At 47.5% G+C, this 16,916-nt stretch carries 21 protein-coding genes and 1 pseudogene; 14 read left to right on the forward strand and 8 right to left on the reverse strand.

Going from position 1 to position 16,916, the window contains the following annotated elements; all coding sequences use genetic code 11:
• Together EAO37_RS04395 and EAO37_RS04400 are read left to right on the forward strand one after the other, a co-directional pair.
• The coding region (locus tag EAO37_RS04395) for an outer membrane beta-barrel protein (RefSeq protein WP_240451722.1) at window positions 1-542 on the forward strand (542 nt) is incomplete at its 5' end.
• Between the two features lie 133 nt (window positions 543-675).
• Window positions 676-984 (forward strand): cupin domain-containing protein, encoded by a 309-nt coding sequence (locus tag EAO37_RS04400; protein WP_120951807.1) that lies wholly within the window; start codon window positions 676-678, stop codon window positions 982-984.
• Here the strand turns inward: EAO37_RS04400 and EAO37_RS04405 are convergent.
• Genes EAO37_RS04405 through EAO37_RS04425 form a run of 5 tightly spaced genes read right to left on the reverse strand, consistent with a single transcriptional unit; the run spans window position 971 to window position 4,052 of the window.
• Window positions 971-1,897: a hypothetical protein gene (locus tag EAO37_RS04405; RefSeq protein WP_162982957.1), complete on the reverse strand. Its 927-nt coding sequence runs from the start codon at window positions 1,895-1,897 to the stop codon at window positions 971-973. The genes EAO37_RS04400 and EAO37_RS04405 overlap by 14 nt on opposite strands.
• Before the next feature lie 43 nt (window positions 1,898-1,940).
• Window positions 1,941-2,177 carry a hypothetical protein gene (locus EAO37_RS04410; protein WP_120951813.1) on the reverse strand — a complete coding sequence of 79 codons (237 nt, stop codon included), beginning with the start codon at window positions 2,175-2,177 and terminating at the stop codon, window positions 1,941-1,943.
• 8 nt (window positions 2,178-2,185) lie between these two features.
• A complete protein-coding gene (locus EAO37_RS04415) occupies window positions 2,186-3,004 on the reverse strand; it encodes a hypothetical protein (protein ID WP_162982958.1) in 819 nt (272 codons plus the stop codon).
• A 5-nt stretch (window positions 3,005-3,009) separates the two neighbouring features.
• Window positions 3,010-3,525: an NAD(P)H-dependent oxidoreductase gene (locus EAO37_RS04420; protein ID WP_120951819.1), complete on the reverse strand. Its 516-nt coding sequence runs from the start codon at window positions 3,523-3,525 to the stop codon at window positions 3,010-3,012.
• Between the two features lie 53 nt (window positions 3,526-3,578).
• Window positions 3,579-4,052 carry a hypothetical protein gene (locus EAO37_RS04425; RefSeq protein ID WP_205589740.1) on the reverse strand — a complete coding sequence of 158 codons (474 nt, stop codon included), beginning with the start codon at window positions 4,050-4,052 and terminating at the stop codon, window positions 3,579-3,581.
• Window positions 4,053-4,195: 143 nt separating this feature from the next.
• On the opposite strand from EAO37_RS04425, the pseudogene EAO37_RS04430 reads away from it, so the two are divergent.
• From EAO37_RS04430 to mrdA, 8 genes and pseudogenes are all read left to right on the forward strand, one after another.
• Window positions 4,196-4,974, forward strand: a pseudogene (locus EAO37_RS04430) (TatD family hydrolase).
• The gene (locus EAO37_RS04435) at window positions 4,974-6,074 is read left to right on the forward strand and encodes a lytic transglycosylase domain-containing protein (protein ID WP_120944743.1); all 1,101 of its coding nucleotides are present in this window, start codon (window positions 4,974-4,976) and stop codon (window positions 6,072-6,074) included. The pseudogene EAO37_RS04430 and the gene EAO37_RS04435 overlap by 1 nt, the downstream one beginning before the upstream one ends.
• Window positions 6,061-7,029, forward strand: a complete 969-nt coding sequence (locus EAO37_RS04440) for a septal ring lytic transglycosylase RlpA family protein (RefSeq protein WP_120951926.1) — start codon at window positions 6,061-6,063, stop codon at window positions 7,027-7,029. Before EAO37_RS04435 ends, EAO37_RS04440 begins: the two co-directional genes overlap by 14 nt.
• Window positions 7,030-7,608 carry a hypothetical protein gene (locus tag EAO37_RS04445; protein ID WP_120951825.1) on the forward strand — a complete coding sequence of 193 codons (579 nt, stop codon included), beginning with the start codon at window positions 7,030-7,032 and terminating at the stop codon, window positions 7,606-7,608.
• Window positions 7,602-8,165, forward strand: a complete 564-nt coding sequence (gene lptA, locus EAO37_RS04450) for a lipopolysaccharide transport periplasmic protein LptA (protein WP_120944747.1) — start codon at window positions 7,602-7,604, stop codon at window positions 8,163-8,165. The genes EAO37_RS04445 and lptA overlap by 7 nt, the downstream gene beginning before the upstream one ends.
• On the forward strand, window positions 8,152-8,778 hold the full coding sequence (yihA, locus tag EAO37_RS04455; RefSeq protein ID WP_120944749.1) for a ribosome biogenesis GTP-binding protein YihA/YsxC: 627 nt from the start codon (window positions 8,152-8,154) through the stop codon (window positions 8,776-8,778). Before lptA ends, yihA begins: the two co-directional genes overlap by 14 nt.
• Window positions 8,771-9,211: a hypothetical protein gene (locus EAO37_RS04460; RefSeq protein WP_120944849.1), complete on the forward strand. Its 441-nt coding sequence runs from the start codon at window positions 8,771-8,773 to the stop codon at window positions 9,209-9,211. The genes yihA and EAO37_RS04460 overlap by 8 nt, the downstream gene beginning before the upstream one ends.
• Window positions 9,198-10,970: a penicillin-binding protein 2 gene (mrdA, locus tag EAO37_RS04465; protein WP_120944751.1), complete on the forward strand. Its 1,773-nt coding sequence runs from the start codon at window positions 9,198-9,200 to the stop codon at window positions 10,968-10,970. Before EAO37_RS04460 ends, mrdA begins: the two co-directional genes overlap by 14 nt.
• Here the strand turns inward: mrdA and serB are convergent.
• Window positions 10,960-11,580 carry a phosphoserine phosphatase SerB gene (gene serB / locus EAO37_RS04470; protein WP_120951827.1) on the reverse strand — a complete coding sequence of 207 codons (621 nt, stop codon included), beginning with the start codon at window positions 11,578-11,580 and terminating at the stop codon, window positions 10,960-10,962. The genes mrdA and serB overlap by 11 nt on opposite strands.
• 49 nt (window positions 11,581-11,629) lie before the next feature.
• On the opposite strand from serB, the gene EAO37_RS04475 reads away from it, so the two are divergent.
• Window positions 11,630-12,088 carry a phosphatidylglycerophosphatase A gene (locus tag EAO37_RS04475; protein ID WP_120951830.1) on the forward strand — a complete coding sequence of 153 codons (459 nt, stop codon included), beginning with the start codon at window positions 11,630-11,632 and terminating at the stop codon, window positions 12,086-12,088.
• Here the strand turns inward: EAO37_RS04475 and EAO37_RS04480 are convergent.
• Window positions 12,085-12,969, reverse strand: coding sequence for an outer membrane protein (locus tag EAO37_RS04480; protein ID WP_162982959.1), 885 nt, complete (start codon window positions 12,967-12,969; stop codon window positions 12,085-12,087). The two genes, EAO37_RS04475 and EAO37_RS04480, sit on opposite strands and share 4 nt — an antisense overlap.
• A gap of 112 nt (window positions 12,970-13,081) precedes the next feature.
• On the opposite strand from EAO37_RS04480, the gene EAO37_RS04485 reads away from it, so the two are divergent.
• Together EAO37_RS04485 and ybeY are read left to right on the forward strand one after the other, a co-directional pair.
• Window positions 13,082-13,990: a hypothetical protein gene (locus EAO37_RS04485; protein ID WP_120951833.1), complete on the forward strand. Its 909-nt coding sequence runs from the start codon at window positions 13,082-13,084 to the stop codon at window positions 13,988-13,990.
• A 100-nt stretch (window positions 13,991-14,090) separates the two neighbouring features.
• A complete protein-coding gene (gene ybeY, locus EAO37_RS04490) occupies window positions 14,091-14,456 on the forward strand; it encodes an rRNA maturation RNase YbeY (protein ID WP_240451729.1) in 366 nt (121 codons plus the stop codon).
• On the opposite strand, the gene tilS is transcribed toward ybeY, so the two are convergent.
• Window positions 14,425-15,456, reverse strand: a complete 1,032-nt coding sequence (tilS, locus tag EAO37_RS04495; RefSeq protein ID WP_120951839.1) for a tRNA lysidine(34) synthetase TilS — start codon at window positions 15,454-15,456, stop codon at window positions 14,425-14,427. The genes ybeY and tilS overlap by 32 nt on opposite strands.
• Before the next feature lie 88 nt (window positions 15,457-15,544).
• Between tilS and EAO37_RS04500 the strand changes: the two genes are divergently transcribed.
• Window positions 15,545-16,867 (forward strand): NCS2 family permease, encoded by a 1,323-nt coding sequence (locus EAO37_RS04500; RefSeq protein WP_120951842.1) that lies wholly within the window; start codon window positions 15,545-15,547, stop codon window positions 16,865-16,867.
• Window positions 16,868-16,916: the final 49 nt, after the last annotated feature.

Below are 16,916 nucleotides of genomic sequence, written 5' to 3' on the forward strand. Positions count from 1 at the left end.
CCACCCCTAGCTCCACCCTCCCCACTCCCACCCATGTGAGTGTGCCCACCATCTCCACCACCCCCACCCCTCTGCCCACCATCAACGCCCCCACGCGCCCAATGATCACCATCACCAACAAAAACCTATCAAGCCGTTCTTTGCAATTTGGGGTGCAATTAGAGGGGGGGTATCAAAAGTATTTCACGCCCTTTATGGGCATCGCCTACTATGGTTACTTTGGCTATCGCTACCTTTACATGGATAAAGCTTTGAGCGCGGCGATTCGGGCTAATAATGTCAACCGCTATAGTCTTGGCATAGGGGCTAATTTGCTATTCAATGTCTATAGCAAGATCAGAAAGCCTAGGGCAGGCGGGCGGGCTAAGATTCAAGCCTATGGCTTTTTTGGGGGACTCTTAGGAATCGCCCATATTTGGACGGCACAATTTTCTAATATTACACAGGCGCAGGTGAGCAATAATGCCAATATTGACGCGGTCTTTGGGATTAGCGTGCGCGTGGATCGCTTCAAATGGAGCTTGGGCGCGCGCGTGCCTTGATCCCCCAAACTCGCACTCTCATGGCACCCACAAGTATCAATGGTTATGAGAGTTTAACCCTGCTAGACAGCTATAAAAGCTCTTCATTATTCATGAATTTCACCCAAATTTTTTAAGCCTTAAGGAGTTTGTGATGCCAATATTGCGTTTTTTAGAGGGTGTGAATTTCAATTCCTTGCACCTGCAAGTGTTGTTAGAAACGCCCAGCAGTAAAGAGATTCGCATTTGTATGCCTAAGGGACAAGAGATGCGCGAACACCAAGCCCCCGGGCAAATCGTGGTGCGCGTTTTAAAGGGGCGCATTTGGTTTGAAGTAGGGGGCACAAGGCACACCCTAGAAATGGGGGATTGCATTGCCCTAGATGCCAACACCCCCCATAGTCTAGGCGGGCTAGAAGATAGTGTCCTTAACCTCAGCCTCCATAAAACTAGCGCGCGCTAAGGACTCCAAAATCCAGCTTTAGCAAAGCCCTGCAGATCGCGCTTTTAGTTTTAAAATGTTGAATCGCCCCCTGTGGGTTTAAATACACACAGGGAATGTCATCCACACTTAAAAGGCGTGTTTGTTTGAATAGGGCGCGCAGAGAGTCAAGCACGCTTTTAGGCGGGTTTTTTAAAACCCCTAAACAAGCTCTCTTGGCTTTATCACTGAGATATTTAGGGAGCAAACAGAGTTGGGGCTGTTTTAAAATGCGTGTGCGCGCGTTTTTATAGCGAATAGCGTATTCAGAGATGCTAAAAGACTTCTCAAAATCTGGAAAGTAGTCTTGAAACAAGCTTTGGATATAAAATTTGGTGTTGTGTAGGTAGAATAGACTTCGAATCAAGGCATAATTTTTAAACGCCTCTAAAAAGCTGTCAGAATCGCTTTTGATGATTTCTTCTAAAAAAGGGTTGTGGTTTTTGGCAAGTTGGGCTAGATACCACGCAGCCTTAAGATTCTCACGCAAGGGGTCGGGATTGAAACGAGTCCAAATATTTATGGGATCCGCTTCGTCGTAAGCGTCAGTGGAATAAACCCAAAAGAAAAACCCCATAGCAGCGGTCAAGTCATTTAAATAGGCGCATTTGTCTTGTGTGCAAGTGTGCTTGATGGAGGGTAGGCTTTGGATATAGGCTAGAGGGTCTAGTTGAGAAGCAAGCAGAGGCGAGAAGAAAAAGGGGAGGAGGGTATTTTTGAGAAAGAAGTAGGGATCAAGTGGGTCAGGATATACAGAGTCGTCCGGGTCAAAATCTATATTAGTTAAGCGGGTGTCCTCCAAATACTCCCATAACAAGAGTAAGGTAATGCTTTTAAAGGCTTTATGCGTGCGCGCGGGGAGTTTGTGATCTTTAAAGATGGGGAATATATCCAAAAGGGACCAAGCTTTTTTGTAGAAATCCTGAGCCCTTTGTTTTTCAAAAGCTTGGAGGCGTTTTTTGGCGTATTTCTTTATCCACACTACGATCCAAAAGCAGGCGCGTATAGGTAACATCTTTATCAATCATCTCCAATTTCAAGGCTTGCATCTGATTTCTCCATGCATCTGGAGGGAAAAAGGACTTATACCACGCCTCAAAGGCTTTATCCTTGTCTGAGACCTTAGCCCCTAGCAACGCCAAGCATAAGAGCCAAATCCACACGAAAGCACGCATAAAACTCCTTAAGGCAAATGTGTATAGATGTCTTGCAAAAGGACCTTAAGCCTTGAGTCATAATAGGCATCTAAGAGAATAGCAGGGTTTTGTTGCAAATCCACGCCCAAGAAGGCTTTAATGAACTTGTAATAGCTTTCTTGTTCATAGCTGTCAAAGGCATCATTTTCAAATCCACTAGAGAGCAAATCTAGCTGTTTAAAGGTGCGCAAAAAGGACTTGATGGCAGGATCATTTTTTTGTCTCTCTGACATGCTATCTAGGCTGTCTTGAATTTTTTGGTATGTGTTACATACATCATAATCGCATTCTCCCACCTTTGTAGTTTGACTGACTAGGGTATCCCATAGGCTTACACCCTCCTTTTGGGCTTGAAACACGGGGGCAAAAAATAGATTGAAACCATCTAAAAAAGCTTGGGTTACTTGGGTGGCATCAAAGGCATCGGGGGGCGAAACATAAGTATAGCAGTCAATATCGGGGATATAGCTACGCAAAAGCGCAAAGAGTTGGAAGGACTCATAGACTTTCAAAATCTTAACAAATTCTTTATCTTGGGGGGTTTTTGGCTGGAGGTTTTTTAGCAGGGGAATCTGATCCATAAAATCTAAAGCCAAAGAGAAAAACAAGGAAGCATGCCTCTCCATCGCATCCCTATAAAAATAATAGTCTTTACAATCCTCTGCCCCCGTAAAATCCTTGATCAAATCCTCCTCATACATGCGCACCGTGAGCGCGCGCATATCTTGCATGCCTTGGATCAACGCCTTAGAGGGTTGGCTAAAAGCAGCTTGGATCAGCGCAAAACACACAAAGAGATAACGCAACGCCCTCATTTTGTGTTGGCTAAGAATTGTCGGTATTCTTGGCATATTTGCGCCAAGTTGGCATCGCTAATTTCAGCGCTACCAAAGACTTTAAAATGCCCTTGGAGTGTTGCCCCTACAAACTTCGTAGTCGCCTTAAAAGGGCTGAGTAATGTCTCTACACTATAGCTACCCGGGGCTAAATACGCGCTCTCCTGCGCCCCAAAGCTCGTGCACAGATAAAAGGATTTCCCCGCCAAAGCCTTGTTCGATGCGCCAAAAGCAAAGCCATAAGTCAACACATCATCTAGGTATTGCTTGAGTAAGGGCGGGTAGGAATACCAGCAAATGGGGAATTGGAAGACAATGTGCTGGTGTTGCAACAAGAGTTCTTGCTCGGCTAAAACATCGATTTTAAAATCCGGGTATTTGCTGTAAAGATCGCTAAAAACTACAGATTCACCCTCAAGCGCGTTCTTTAGCGCCTTATTGATACGCGAGGTAGCAAAATTAGGGTGGGCAAAGATCACTAAAGCTGGCATGTTTTATCCTTTATGAAAATGGGTTATCATAGCCAATCCGTGTTGCTGCGCGCTTAAAGTGTTTTGGTGGGGTTGTGCTGGCGCATTTGGTAGGCTAGCGCGCGCTGGCTTTGGGTGTCTAGTTGGTAGCGTTTGTCGTAGGCGTTTTGCACGGCGATCTTTAAAATATCGCGCTGGTTGGCATACAAAGGCTCATCCCACATGTCTAACACCAGCGCGTAAAGCTGGATATTTTGCACCAAGAGTTCGAAGACACGGGCGCGATCCCTAAGGTACAACGCCTCATCTAGACCATAATTAGAAATGTGCAATAACACGCGCTCAAAGACTTTAGAGGCGATGCGCGCGGGGAGTTTTTGGGCTAAATAGGTCTTGAGCTTCTCTAATTGGCAATCCAGATCGCTTTGATCAGAAAAGATCAACACGCTAAAAAGCAGAATTTGGGTGTTGAGTTGCTTGCCTAAACGCCTAGTCTGCCACTTAATTAGCCATTTTCTGGGCTTAGAGAGTGTAAAGATCGCTCCCAACACACGCTCCTTGCATTTTATTTGAGGATCATAGCATAAGCGGGCTAATTAGCGGAGTTTTTGCTCAAGTTTGCTGAGGTGGGGAGGTAAAGTTTTTAAAAATATAATATAATACTTCTAAAAAGCCAAACGCGGAGGAATTGATGTTGCAATGGATAGACACGCATTGCCATTTGGATCATCGTCTTTACCATGCCGATGTCAAACAGGTTTTAGAGGACGCCAAGCGGGCAGGAATCGCGCGCATGGTGATTCCGGGCGCAGACCCTAGGGATTTAGACAGGGCTTTGCAACTGTGCGCGCACCATGAGGAGTTGTATTTCGCTGTGGGGTGCACCCCTTAGATGCGCATCGCTTTGATCATGCGTTTTTACAGAGGCATATCCAACACCCTAAATGCGTGGCTGTGGGGGAATGCGGGCTAGATTACTTCCAACGCCAAGGGGTGTCCATAGACAAGGCGCGCCAAAAGGAAGTTTTTTGTGCCCAGATTGAGTTGGCTTTAGCTTACAACAAGCCCTTGATCGTGCACATTAGAGAAGCTAGCGATGACGCTTACGCCATTTTGAAGAGCTACCCCCACGCGCGCGGGGTGTTGCATTGCTTTAATGGGGATGGTATCTTGCTAAATCTGCGCGAAAACTTCTACTATGGCATCGGGGGGGTGGCGACCTTTAAAAACGCCAAGCACCTACAAAAAACCCTTGCGCAGATCCCGCTAGAACGCCTAGTGCTAGAAACAGACGCGCCCTATCTAACCCCCCATCCTTTCAGAGGCACGCGTAACGAACCCAAATACACCGCCTTAATCGCCCAACAGGTCGCCCAGATTCTCAACATAGAACCCGCCCACCTAGCCCACACCACCAACACCAACGCGCTAACTCTCTTTGGGCTTGCCCCTTTGGCTAAGGTGTCTTAATGGCGCGCCCTTTAAAACTCTTGGCAACTTTCTTTGTGGGGCACACTCTAGCTTGCGCCCAGCCCATCAGCACCGCCCTCAATCTCAAGCCCTTGAATAGCTTTGGAGTCAACGCGGAGTTTCTAGCCAGTGTGGACAATTCGCAGAGTCTGCAAAGTGTGCAGGAGGCTTGGGATCACTTCGTGCAACGCTACGATCGCAATGGGGTGTTTATCCCCACTATCAAGAGCATGCTAGCCCAAGCGGATATTCCTGTGGAGTTTTTATTCATGGCAATGGCGGAGTCGAATTTTTCCACCAACGCCTACAGTGTCAAAAAGGCTGTGGGGATTTGGCAACTCATGCCCGACACGGCTAGAATGTTGGGTTTGCAGGTGGATAATTATGTAGATGAACGGCGTGATCCTATCAAAAGCACACGGGCGGCTATCACTTACTTGCACATGCTTTACAAACAAACCAAGCAATGGTATCTAGTGGCGATGGCTTACAACTATGGACCAAGAAGGGTGCTAGAAGCCATTCAAGAAGCCGGTAGCGATGATATTAATGTCTTGTTGGACGATAGCAAGAGATTCCTTCCCAAAGAAACGCGCGGTTATATTCGATCCATTTTGAGTTTAGCCATCGCCTTCAATAATCTAGATGCCTTGCAACACAAGGAATATCTACTCAACCGCGGGGCATACACCAGTTTAGCCAGCTTGAAAATCCAAGGGGGCACTTTACTCTCTTCTATTGCCAAAGGCGCGCATATCCCTTTAAGCCAACTCAAGTCCTATAACCACCAATTCCACTACAATTTTCTCCCCCCCGATAAAGCCTACACCGTCTATATCCCCTATGAGAATCTCGCCCACTTCAAGCAACATTACAAGCCGGGTAACCCCCTACACGCCTTTGTAACCCACAAGGTCAAGCCTAGAGAAACGCTTTACTCTATCGCGCGCAAATTCCACACCAGTGTGGCAATGTTGAAGGCTATGAACAATTTGAAGGGTTCTTTTTTAAGCACCCGCCAAACTCTTCTCATCCCCATTCTCAAGCAACACCCCACTAAGGGCTTGAAAAAAGTCGCGCAAAATGATGTGGCGTTTTAAGGTCTTGCTGGTCTTGTACGTGCTGTGGGGCTGTGGACCCAACCAGAACAAGAGTAGCCGTCCCTTGCTCTCCAAGCATGAGAGTTTGCGCGCCTATGATGACGCTAGGGAGTTTGGCGCGCCCCAGCCACGCAAACACTCCTTTTGGTCCTGGCACAAACACAAATCTAAAAACCCCAAGCCATCTAACGCCCCTGAGAGCATGGCAAATGTCCCGGCCAATAGCTTGACAGCGGGCATGCGCGATTCAGAGGCGATTCAGCGAGCGACCATGCGCCCTTATCGGGTAGGAAGCAAGATGTATTACCCCACAAAAGTCAATGTAGGGCAGACCTTTGATGGTTATGCTAGCTGGTATGGACCCAATTTCCATGCCAAGCGCACCAGCAATGGGGAGACTTACAACATGTATGCCCACACAGCGGCTAATAAAACCCTGCCCATGAACACCATAGTTAAGGTTACCAATAAGGACAATAACAAGAGCACCATTGTGCGTATCAACGATCGCGGACCCTTCGTGGCTAATCGGATCATCGATCTCTCCAATATCGCCGCGCACGACATCGCGATGGTGAGTAAGGGGGTCGCGCCCGTCAGGCTGGAGGTGTTGGGCTTTGGGGGGGTGATTGCCAAGCAATACGAAAAAACTTTAGAGAAAGCCCCCCAAGCGCACGCACTCAAACAGGAATTCAAAGTGGGCGAGAGTCAAAAAAGCGTGAGCGGAGGGCGTTTTTCCTTGCAAATGGGGGCTTTTAGAAGCCATGAGGGCGCGCAAAAAGCCCAACAAGATTTAAAACCACTGCTTAAAGCCCCCTACCATGCCAGCATTGTGCAAGGCACTAAGGGCAACCAACCCATTTACCGGGTGTTTATTCAAGGGTTTCAAAGCGAAGCGGAGGCAAACGATTTTGCTAAGAGCATGGGTAAGCCTGCTTTTTTGGTGCGCGAGTAGGTGCGTCTCAATACGCTATGGGTGTTTTTCATAGGGGTGAGTGTGGCGATGGGTGCTTTGATTGTCTTTTTCTTGCAACCCCGTCCTACCCCCCCATTGGTTAGCAAGGATTTTGCCAAAATTGAAGTGCGTGGTTTTGAAGCGTTCCAAACCAATCCTAAAGGCACGGATTTGAGTATACAAGGGGCTAGGGCGTTGCAATATAGCGATCGCGAAGTGCTCTATGACTTCATCTTGAGTAAATACGACCCCCAAGACAAGGTGCAAGAACAAGCAAAGGGGGAGGTGATGGTGCATAAAAAAGAACTCTACAGTTTCCCTAAGGGGGTGTTTTACACCACCAGCAGTGGGCAGAGTTTCTGGAGTCAATACGGGATTTACGATCACAGCAAGCAGATGTTTCAAGGCAAGGGACCCTTTAAGATGCGTGGACCTGAGGGCAATGTGGACGGGGAGGATATTTCCTACAACCATGTCAGTGGGCTCTTACGCGCTAAACGCGTCCACGCGCTCATCGATTTGCAAAGCGCCAAACAATCCAAACCCCATGTCCCTAACGCGAAGGGCTTGAAATTGTGAAATGGGGGGTGTTATTCCTAGCGCTAGCGCTTTTGCAAAGCGCGCCCATTAGAGAAACCTTAGAGGTGATCGCCGATAAATTCCTAGCCGATGATAAAAAGCACATCACCACTATAGAGGGTCATGTGCACATCAAAAAGGGCAAAGACACCCTCAACGCCAATAAGGTTATTATCTACACCAACGCCAAGCGCAAACCGGTCAAATACGAGGCGATGGGCGCGGTGCAGTTCCACTTAGTAACCCAAGATGGGCGCGAAGTAGAGGGGCATTCTGATCGCCTCATTTACGATGCGATCAAACAAGAATACCGCTTGTTGCAAAATGCGGTGGTGAACGAAGTGGGTAAGATCAATTCCATCAAGGGCGAGGAGATCATTTTGAGCAAAGAACGCGGGTATGCCGATGTGCTAGGGGGCAAGGACAAGCCCGCTAGATTTGTCTTTGACATGGACGACATCCAGCAAGAACAAAAAAAGCAAAAGCAAAAAAAAGCCCAAGCCACCAAACAAGCTACCCAAAGCACCCCCAAACAAGAAGCCCATGAATCCCATTAATGTTGTCCAGAGTCGTTTTTTGATCACAGCGAGCAATTTAGCCCAATGCCCTCCGGCGTGCGCGCCAGAGGTGGCGTTCGTGGGGCGTAGTAATGTGGGCAAAAGCACACTGATCAACCGCATTTTACAACGCCAAATCGCCAAGAGTTCGACCACCCCGGGCAAGACCAAGAACGCGAATTTCTTTAGCACAACATGGCGCATTGCTCCCCAAGAAACTCTAAGTTTTGGTTGCATTGACTTGCCTGGTTTTGGATACGCCAAGGTTTCTAAGCAGGTTAAAAGGGAGTGGGAAGTCTTTTTAAGCGCGCTTTTGGCACAACGCCCCTCTATCAAACTCATCCTACACTTGATCGATTCTAGGCATGTAAACCTAGAATTAGACCAGCAAGTGCGCGCCTTTTTACAACATATCTTACGCCCCGATCAAAGCCTAGAGCGCGTTTTTACTAAATTTGACAAGCTCAATAAGAACGCCCAGCATGCCCTCTATAAATCCCACAATGCCCCCCTAATTAGCGCACAAGGCGCGCTCGATTCTAAGTTTGGGACGCTTTTAGACCTCCAGCGCGCCATCATCAAGAATTTGTTCGCCAAGAGCCTTGATGTTTAAAACCAAGTTCCCCATTGGCTTAGTGCTAGCTTGGCTGGGTTTTTATCTCTACAGCAATATCGCCGACATCTACACTTGGCTACCCCCCATGCTAGCTTTCCTCTTTGCATTTTACCGCCACACTTTAGAGAATCCGCGCGCAGAAGTGCTGTGGTGGATCTTTGCCTGCCTTGTGAGTGTGGAACTCATTTACACCCAACCTTTAGGGGTGCTTATCTTGCTCTTCATCTTTTATGAAAAGCTGGTTGTGCGCAATTTATTGCGCGCTTTTCAAGACAATGTGCTGGGGGATTTGGTGCATGGCTTTTGTGTTTATGGGCTGTATTTGGGCTTTTTAGCGCTTTGGAATCACAATTACGCCCCCTTTTGGAAGGAAGCACTGAGTTACAGCGTGCTAGAGTTTTTGCTTTGGAGAGTGTATGCTAGGGTTTAGAATGCGCTTTGTGTTGGGCTTATTGGGTTTGGTGTGGGCGGTGCTGGTGTTTAAAATCTTTATTCTCACCATCAAGACCAATGACTACTTTGAGCAACTCGCCTTGCGCAACATGACAAAAAAAGAGATTTTAGTGCCCACACGGGGGATCATCATGGATCGCCACCACGAATTGCTCGCCATCAACCAGCTAGGTTTTAGTATCGCGCTTTCCCCCGCGCTAAAAAACTCCGTGTTGCAAGCCAGAATTGCGCTTTTGAGGCGTTACTTCCCTAATTTAAACCAAGATGACGCGCTAGACAACTACCAAAAACAAAATTCACGCTACAACCACAACGCGATCCCTATTTTAGATTTTGTCCCCTATGCCACCATGCAAACTCTCTATGCCAAACTCTTGCAAATCCCAGACATCGTCATCACCCCGGCTAACAAACGCCACTACCCCAATGGCGCTCTAGCCTCCCATGTCATTGGCTATTTAGGCGCGGCTGATAGCAATGACATCGCTAAAAACCCCCCCAGCCAATACACCCACACCATCGGCAAAACTGGACTAGAAAAAGAGTATAACGCTCTTTTACAAGGCGCGTTAGGATATAAATTGGTGAGTGTGAACGCGCTCAACCAAGAATTAGAAGTGCTAGAGGTCAAAGAACCCAAAACCAATAACGATCTCATTTTGAGTTTGGACAAACGCTTACAACGCAAGGCAGATACCCTCTTTGCAGACAAACGCGGGGCGATCATTGTGATGGACGCGCGCAATGGGGAAATTTTAGTGGCTGGGAGTTACCCAGAATACAACCTCAATGATTTTATCGGGGGGATTAGCCTAGCAGATTGGAAGAGCTTGCAGGACAATCCGGGCAATCCCTTGCTAAATCGGATCGTCAATGGGCTTTACCCCCCGGGGTCTGTGGTGAAAATGGGGAGCGCTTTGAGTTTTTTAGAGAATTTACCCATGAACGAAAACACCACCATCCCCACACCCGGCTATATTGAAGTGGGCAAGCGCAAGTTTAGGGACTGGAAACCCGGGGGGCATCAAGACTCCAATCTCTACAAAGCCATTAAGGAGTCCGTAGATGTTTACTTCTACAAGTTCGCTCTAGACCTTCCCATTGAGAAACTCACCAAAACTTTCTCGCAAATGGGTTTTGGGAAAAAAAGCGGGGTGGATTTGCCCAATGAGTTTGTGGGCATTTTGCCCGATCCTAGCTGGAAGATGAAGCGTTTTGGGAGTGTTTGGAATGTGGGCGACACGCTTATTACAGCCATCGGACAGGGTTCTTTTCTCACCACACCCCTGCAAGTGGCTAATTACACCGCCCTTTTAGCCTCAGGCAAACTCCCCACTCCCCACTTCCACCAGCATGGGGATTTCAAGTCCAAAGATGTTTTGGACGCGTTTGAAAAATCCAAATTGCCTATTTTGCGCAAGGGCATGCATGAGGCATGCGACCAGCAGGGGGGAACGGCGTATAAAAGCACGCGCGGGGCTAAGGTGAGTTTGGCATGCAAGACGGGCACGGCGCAGGTGGTGAGCATCGATCAAAATACCACCACACGGATAAGGGAAAGCCAAATGGAATACTCCCAGCGATCGCATGCATGGATCACGGCGTTTTTACCCTATGAAAACCCCCAGTATGTCATCACCATCTTAGTAGAACATGGAGAGGGGGGGAGCAAGAATGGTCCCCTGCTCAAGGAAATGGCTAACACGCTTTTAGAGCTAGGCTATATCAAGCCTTGAGGTGATCTAACACCTCACGCAAATCTAGCGAGCGCGCTATGGCACTGGCGCGCTCCTTGACAATCTCTTTAGCGTTGAACGCCACGCTCACATCAGCTAAGTCAAACATACAAATATCATTAGCCCCATCGCCCACCACCACAGTGTGGCGCGCTCTTAAGAGTTGTTGCAAACCCAATAACATCTCTCTTTTGGAATCCCCGCGCATCATAGGTCCGCTCACCAAACCCTCTAATACCCCAGCGCGCGCATGCAAGGTGTTGCTAAAATCTGCATCCAAGCCTAATTTTTCCTTAAAAAATGCGGTCGCTAGTTTGAACCCCCCACTAAAACACACCACCTTATAACCGCGCGCCTGTAGACCCTCTATTGCTTCCTTAGCCCCCTTGTGTAGGGGTAAGCCCTCACACACAGCCCTAGCCACGCGCACATCCATACCCTTGAGTAAAGCCACCCGACTAAGCAAACTGGTGTAGAAATCTGCCCTGCCCTCCATCGCCTCAGTGGTGCACGCTTGGATCTCTGTGCCCACCCCGTATGCCTCCCCTAGTGCCTCTAGCGTTTCGGCATCCACTAAAGTAGAATCAAAATCAAAGACAGCCAATTTCATATCGCTCCTTAAAAACCCCTATTCTAGCCAATTTTGTTATAATGTGCTCATGGATGCAAGAGAGTGCTTTTTAACTGTATTTTACGCGGGCAAGTTCCCCAAGGGTCCAGGCACGGCTGGGAGTGTAGTCGCTTTGTTACTGGGTTTGCCTATTTTATACGCCTCGCCCAATACCTTGTTTTTAAGCGCGTTGCTCATTGGGTTGATCGCGATCAAGCAAATCGACATTTACGAACAAGAGCACAACACCCATGATCCTAAACACATTGTGATCGATGAGTTGGTGGGGATGTGGATTGCGATGGCGGTAGCTGGGTGGGGTTGGTTGAGTCTAATAGCTAGCTTTGTCTTCTTTAGACTCTTTGATATTTACAAGCCCTCTTTAATTGGCACAATCGACACAAAGGTAACAAACGGGCTTGGGGTGGTGGGCGATGACGCTTTGGCGGGTTTGCTAGGCGGGCTGTGCGCTTTACTCCTAGTCCACTTTGTCAACCTGCTTTTTTAGAAATTGTAGACATAGTTAGCAAAGATAGCTATGTTGCGTCTGAGATTGAAACTGATAAAATCGCCCTTTTTAACCCCATACTCCTCGTAATCCTGCGTGCGCGTGATAGTGAGATAGGGGTCGTTGATGGTGGGGATGCGCACGCCTAGCTCAAAGCCCTGATGCTTGGTGAAATTAGCCCTAAAGCCGATATTGACGAGGAACTGCACGAAGGTGGGCGAAAACTTGGCTTGGAAACCCTCTTCGCTGTTAAAATCGCGGGCGCGATCGCTATAATAGTTATTCATGCTCATACACTGCCCGTCATCATTGCTATACACGCACTGCCCTTGATCATAAGCCTTGCCCATAAGCCAAGAACTCCCCCCGATCATCACCCCGACAAACATGCCAAAAGTGCGATCTTTCTTCTCATAAAAATTTAAGAGCGCGTCCATCCCTACGCCATAAAAGAGATTGGCAGAGGGTTGGCTAAACCTGCCCATTGTGTTGTAATAGCTCCCCCCCTGACCGCTAAAAAAGCCATAATAGCGCAAGCCAAAGCGTTTTTTAGCCCCAAAGAATTGTTTGTAACCGATTTGGATGTCTGCGCCAAAGAGATTCCCATTGTAGGGGGGCGATTTGCCTAGCACTTGTTCTAAAACGGGTTTGCTCACCTTTTGGGTTTGGGTGAAATTAGAGTATTGAAACCCAGCCTCTATAAACGCGCCGTTTTCTTCCGCGCTTAAAGGAGCTAGAGAAAAGAGGCCAAGAGCACTGAGGGCTAAAAGAGAGGATTTAAAGCTTAATGCTTGTGGCTTGTGGCTTGTGGCTTGTGGCTTGTGGCTTGTGGCTTGTGGCTTGTGGCTTGTGAGTGTAGCATAGTAACCTTTCTTTGTCAATAAAATAGACCAAAGATTCTAGCGTGTCTTAGCTTGATTGTCAAGGTTTAAGTTACGCGCCTATGCGAGTTTAGCTATAATGGGGGCTGTAATTATTTTTTAAGGAGCAACCATGAAATTAGCTAAATTTGTTTTGCATTGTGATAACCATCGCGTGGGTAGTTTGGAGGAACTTAGAGAGCATTTTGACATCTTAGATGTGTTGGAGCACTATAAAAGCAACACTTTACAACGCTGGTTGCGCTCCCGTGCGCTCCAAAGTGAGTTAGAGCAAGTCCTAGCCATTAATGCCACTAGCGATGTGGAGATCATCCTTGCGCTGTGCCAAATCTTTAGCGTGGGCGTGGAAAAAGAGGATATTGAGGCGGTGCTAAAGAGCCAACAAGCCCTAGCCAACAAACAAGCCCAGCTAGAGAAGTATCAAGGGCAACAAACAGAATTAGAGAAACTTATTAGGAAATTGATCCAAGAGGCGATCAAGCCTAGAGTGGGAATTATGCCTAGCAACAAAAGCAAACTCAAATCTTATGAAGCCCTTAAAAGCCAGTTGCTTAATGCCCCTAATTTAGAGAGTGGCAAGGCAATCTTGGTGGAATTGCTCGATCAGCATTTTGAGGCGTTGGAAAAAGATAGAAAAGAAGTGCTTAGGGGGCTTGCAGTTAAGCATAAAAAATCTCTTTGGAAAGGCGAGCCAAAACACTACCCAGCCCTTTTGCTTTATTTTTTTGCGTGTCCTATTTTTCAGGAGGACGAAGAACTTGATTGTTCTGGGGGTCGCTATTCTTTTTCACAAGCGGATTTTGGAACTTTTTTAGCCAGTTATCAAATTAAACCCGAAGGCAACTATTACACACCAAAATCCGATAAAATACTTGTGTGTGCGGGTGATTATTCGCTTGATTTTGCAAGGATAAAACTTAGTGATGGCTGGCTCAATATCCCACCAGATTTTTATGAAAAATATTACTTGGGCAATAATGGTAATGCAACTTTCTACGAACTCCCCGCACTCAAAGCCTAAGCCCTTGTCTGCTTGTGCTATTGAGATCATTTGCGAGGCTAACCAAGAGAATCTGCCCCCAGATTTGCAAGGTTGGCTAACCCCCAAACTTTTGCCCATTATGGAGTATCTTAATGGCGATCATTGTGTGGAGTTGGTGTTAGTCTCTAGCGCACAGATGGCTAGATTAAACCTAGAGTTTAGAAATATCCCCAAAAGCACCGATGTGCTGAGTTTCCCCATAGAAATCCCCGGGCATGCGCTTTTGGGGAGCGTGGTAATCAATGTGGATTTAGCCCTGCAGGAGAGCCAAGCGCGCGGGCATGCGCTTTTAGAGGAAATCACCTTATTATTTGTGCATGGCTATTTGCACCTACTAGGCTACGATCACGAATGCGATCAAGGGCAACAACGCGCCCTAGAACAAGAGATCATCAAACACTTCAACCTGCCCCCTAGTTTGATGGCGCGCACAGAGTGGATTTAGCCTGTTTAATTGCCTCCAAATGTTCTTGCCATTTTGGGCTAAAAAGTGCGGGGCGCAAGGTGGGGGGGATTTGCAAAAGTTGGCATTGTATTTTATAGGCTTTGGGCATGGCTTTGATCGCGTGTTTTCTTGCGCCCACAAAGACAAAGCCCCCCAAAACCCCCACACAATACACCCTAGCGCGCGTGCTAAAGAGTGTATTAAAGCCTTGGCGTTCTAACTCTAGGCGTTGGGGCTGGCTTAACACATAGCCCAAGCGTTTTAACAAAATATCAATGTAATATAATTTTTGCCTATTCTCTTTAAACACCCACACCCTAGCCACACAAACCATCTTAATAGGGGGGTAGAGCTGGTGTTTCTCCACACCCAAAGCCTGAAAACTGCGCTTTAAGCCCTTGTGCGCGCCTTGCATACCCAAGAACACATCGCTTAAAGCCTGCCTAAAGACATTGCGCCTAAAGCGTGGATCCGCATTGCTACAATCCTCAAAATAGCGGTAATGCTTGGCGTGTAAATATTTTGTAAGCGCGCTTTTAGGGGTGTAAATCAGGGGGCGCGCTAGGCTGTAATGCCCTCTATTTTCTAAGGCTTCAAAGCCCAAGAGGGTTTGCAAACTTGCCCCCTTAGCTAATTGCATCAAAAACCACTCTAATTTGTCATTGAGGTGGTGGGCTAGAATCACGCAGGTATAGCCAAATTGCGCGCTCAAGCGATCAAAAAAAGCATGGCGGCGCGCGCGCGCGCGCGCCTCAATATTGCCCTCCCTTAAAGGCGCATAGAGCACATGCACGCTTTTGGCGTGTTTGCGCCCCAATTCTAGGGCGTATTGCACCTCTAAATGGGCTTGATCGCGCAGAGCATAATGCACGATCGCCATATCAAAACGCACGCCCTGTTCTAATAAAAGATAGAACAACGCCACACTATCCCCCCCGCCTGAAAAGCCCAATAAACACCGATTCTTTAACAAATACTCCAAGCCCTCTAAGGCGATCATTTAAGCCCTATCTCAAGCAAAACCCATTAGAATTTGCCTTTTTGCTCCATTCTAACATGAAAGCCACTAAATCCATAAGGAGCAAGCCATGCAAGCCTTAGCGCGCTTTTTCCAATTTAACGAACGCCACACAAATTTACGCACCGAAATTTTAGCCGGGTTGAGTACTTTCATCACGATGGCTTATATCCTTGTTGTCAATCCAGCCATTTTGCAAAAAGCGGGCATGGATTTTGGAGGGGTGTTTGTGGCTACCATTTTAGTTTCGGTGGTGGGCACGCTCATTATGGGCTTGCTGGCTAATTATCCCATCGCCATTGCCCCGGGCATGGGCATGAACGCTTACTTCACCTTTGTGATCGTGCTGAGTATGGGGATTTCTTGGCAGAGTGCTTTGGGGAGTGTGTTTTTAGCCTCGCTCATTTTTTTAGCCCTCTCTTTGAGTGGGTTTAGGCAAGCCTTGATCAAGGCGATCCCCAACCCCTTAAAAGCAGGCATGAGCGCGGGCATTGGGCTTTTTATTGCTTTCATTGGCATGCAAAATGCCCATTTGATTGTCGCCTCACCCGCAACTTTGGTTACTTTAGGCAATTTTACCCACCCCATTGCTTACATGTCTTTACTGGGTTTGCTAGTTACCCTTGTTTTAATGATTTACAACATCAAAGCGGCGATCTTTTTGGGCATGCTCATCACCGCCCTACTTAGCTTTTTCTTAGGGCATATCCAACTCCCCGATCACCTCTTAGAACTCCCCACACACACCAGCACCACCTTTTTTAAGCTAGATATTTTAAGCGCATTCAAACCTGATTTAAGCGCGGTGATCTTCACCTTCTTTTTGATCATGCTCTTTGACACCACCGCCACGATGATCGGTGTTGCCAAACAAGCTAACTTGCTTGAAAACGGGCATTTCCCCAACGCTAAAGCGGCGTTGTCTGCCGATGCGCTTGCTAGCACTTTGGGCGCGCTTGTGGGCACTTCGCCCACCTCTGCTTACATCGAATCGGGTGCGGGGGTGAGCGTGGGCGGGCGCACGGGCTTTACTTGCGTGGTGATCGCCTTGCTATTTGCTTGTATGCTCTTTTTTGCGCCCATCGCTAAAATGTTAGCCAGCGTGCCTGCTATCACCTCCCCTGCTTTAATTGTTGTGGGGTTTTTGATGATGAGTCATTTGAGTGCCATTGATTGGCATGACCTAGAAGAATCCCTGCCTGCCTTTTTTGTGCTCTTTTGGATTCCCCTCTCTTATAGCATCACTAGCGGGGTGGGCGCAGGGCTGATCCTCTATCCCCTCATTAAAATCTGTCGGGGTAAGTTTAAAGAAGTCCATCCCCTTTTGTATGTCTTTATGATCCTCTTTAGCTTGCAATTTGTCCTTGACGCGTTATATGGCGCGCACGCCTAGAGCGCATGGCACACAGCTACATTCCAAAATTGCATAAATTTTTATAAAT

The organism is Helicobacter sp. L8 (assembly GCF_003660355.1).
In the GTDB taxonomy this organism is placed as follows: Bacteria; Campylobacterota; Campylobacteria; order Campylobacterales; family Helicobacteraceae; genus Helicobacter; species Helicobacter labacensis.

Coding starts and splice junctions, on each gene's coding strand:
- tilS (WP_120951839.1), bottom strand. CDS start 15,456: ATGATCGCCTTAGAGGGCTTGGAGTATTTGTTAAAGAATCGGTGTTTA.
- serB (WP_120951827.1), bottom strand. CDS start 11,580: ATGAAATTGGCTGTCTTTGATTTTGATTCTACTTTAGTGGATGCCGAA.
- EAO37_RS04435 (WP_120944743.1), top strand. CDS start 4,974: ATGGCGCGCCCTTTAAAACTCTTGGCAACTTTCTTTGTGGGGCACACT.
- EAO37_RS04500 (WP_120951842.1), top strand. CDS start 15,545: ATGCAAGCCTTAGCGCGCTTTTTCCAATTTAACGAACGCCACACAAAT.
- EAO37_RS04485 (WP_120951833.1), top strand. CDS start 13,082: ATGAAATTAGCTAAATTTGTTTTGCATTGTGATAACCATCGCGTGGGT.
- ybeY (WP_240451729.1), top strand. CDS start 14,091: ATGGAGTATCTTAATGGCGATCATTGTGTGGAGTTGGTGTTAGTCTCT.
- EAO37_RS04440 (WP_120951926.1), top strand. CDS start 6,061: ATGTGGCGTTTTAAGGTCTTGCTGGTCTTGTACGTGCTGTGGGGCTGT.
- mrdA (WP_120944751.1), top strand. CDS start 9,198: ATGCTAGGGTTTAGAATGCGCTTTGTGTTGGGCTTATTGGGTTTGGTG.
- EAO37_RS04420 (WP_120951819.1), bottom strand. CDS start 3,525: ATGCCAGCTTTAGTGATCTTTGCCCACCCTAATTTTGCTACCTCGCGT.
- yihA (WP_120944749.1), top strand. CDS start 8,152: ATGAATCCCATTAATGTTGTCCAGAGTCGTTTTTTGATCACAGCGAGC.
- EAO37_RS04460 (WP_120944849.1), top strand. CDS start 8,771: ATGTTTAAAACCAAGTTCCCCATTGGCTTAGTGCTAGCTTGGCTGGGT.
- EAO37_RS04475 (WP_120951830.1), top strand. CDS start 11,630: ATGGATGCAAGAGAGTGCTTTTTAACTGTATTTTACGCGGGCAAGTTC.
- EAO37_RS04400 (WP_120951807.1), top strand. CDS start 676: ATGCCAATATTGCGTTTTTTAGAGGGTGTGAATTTCAATTCCTTGCAC.
- EAO37_RS04410 (WP_120951813.1), bottom strand. CDS start 2,177: ATGCGTGCTTTCGTGTGGATTTGGCTCTTATGCTTGGCGTTGCTAGGG.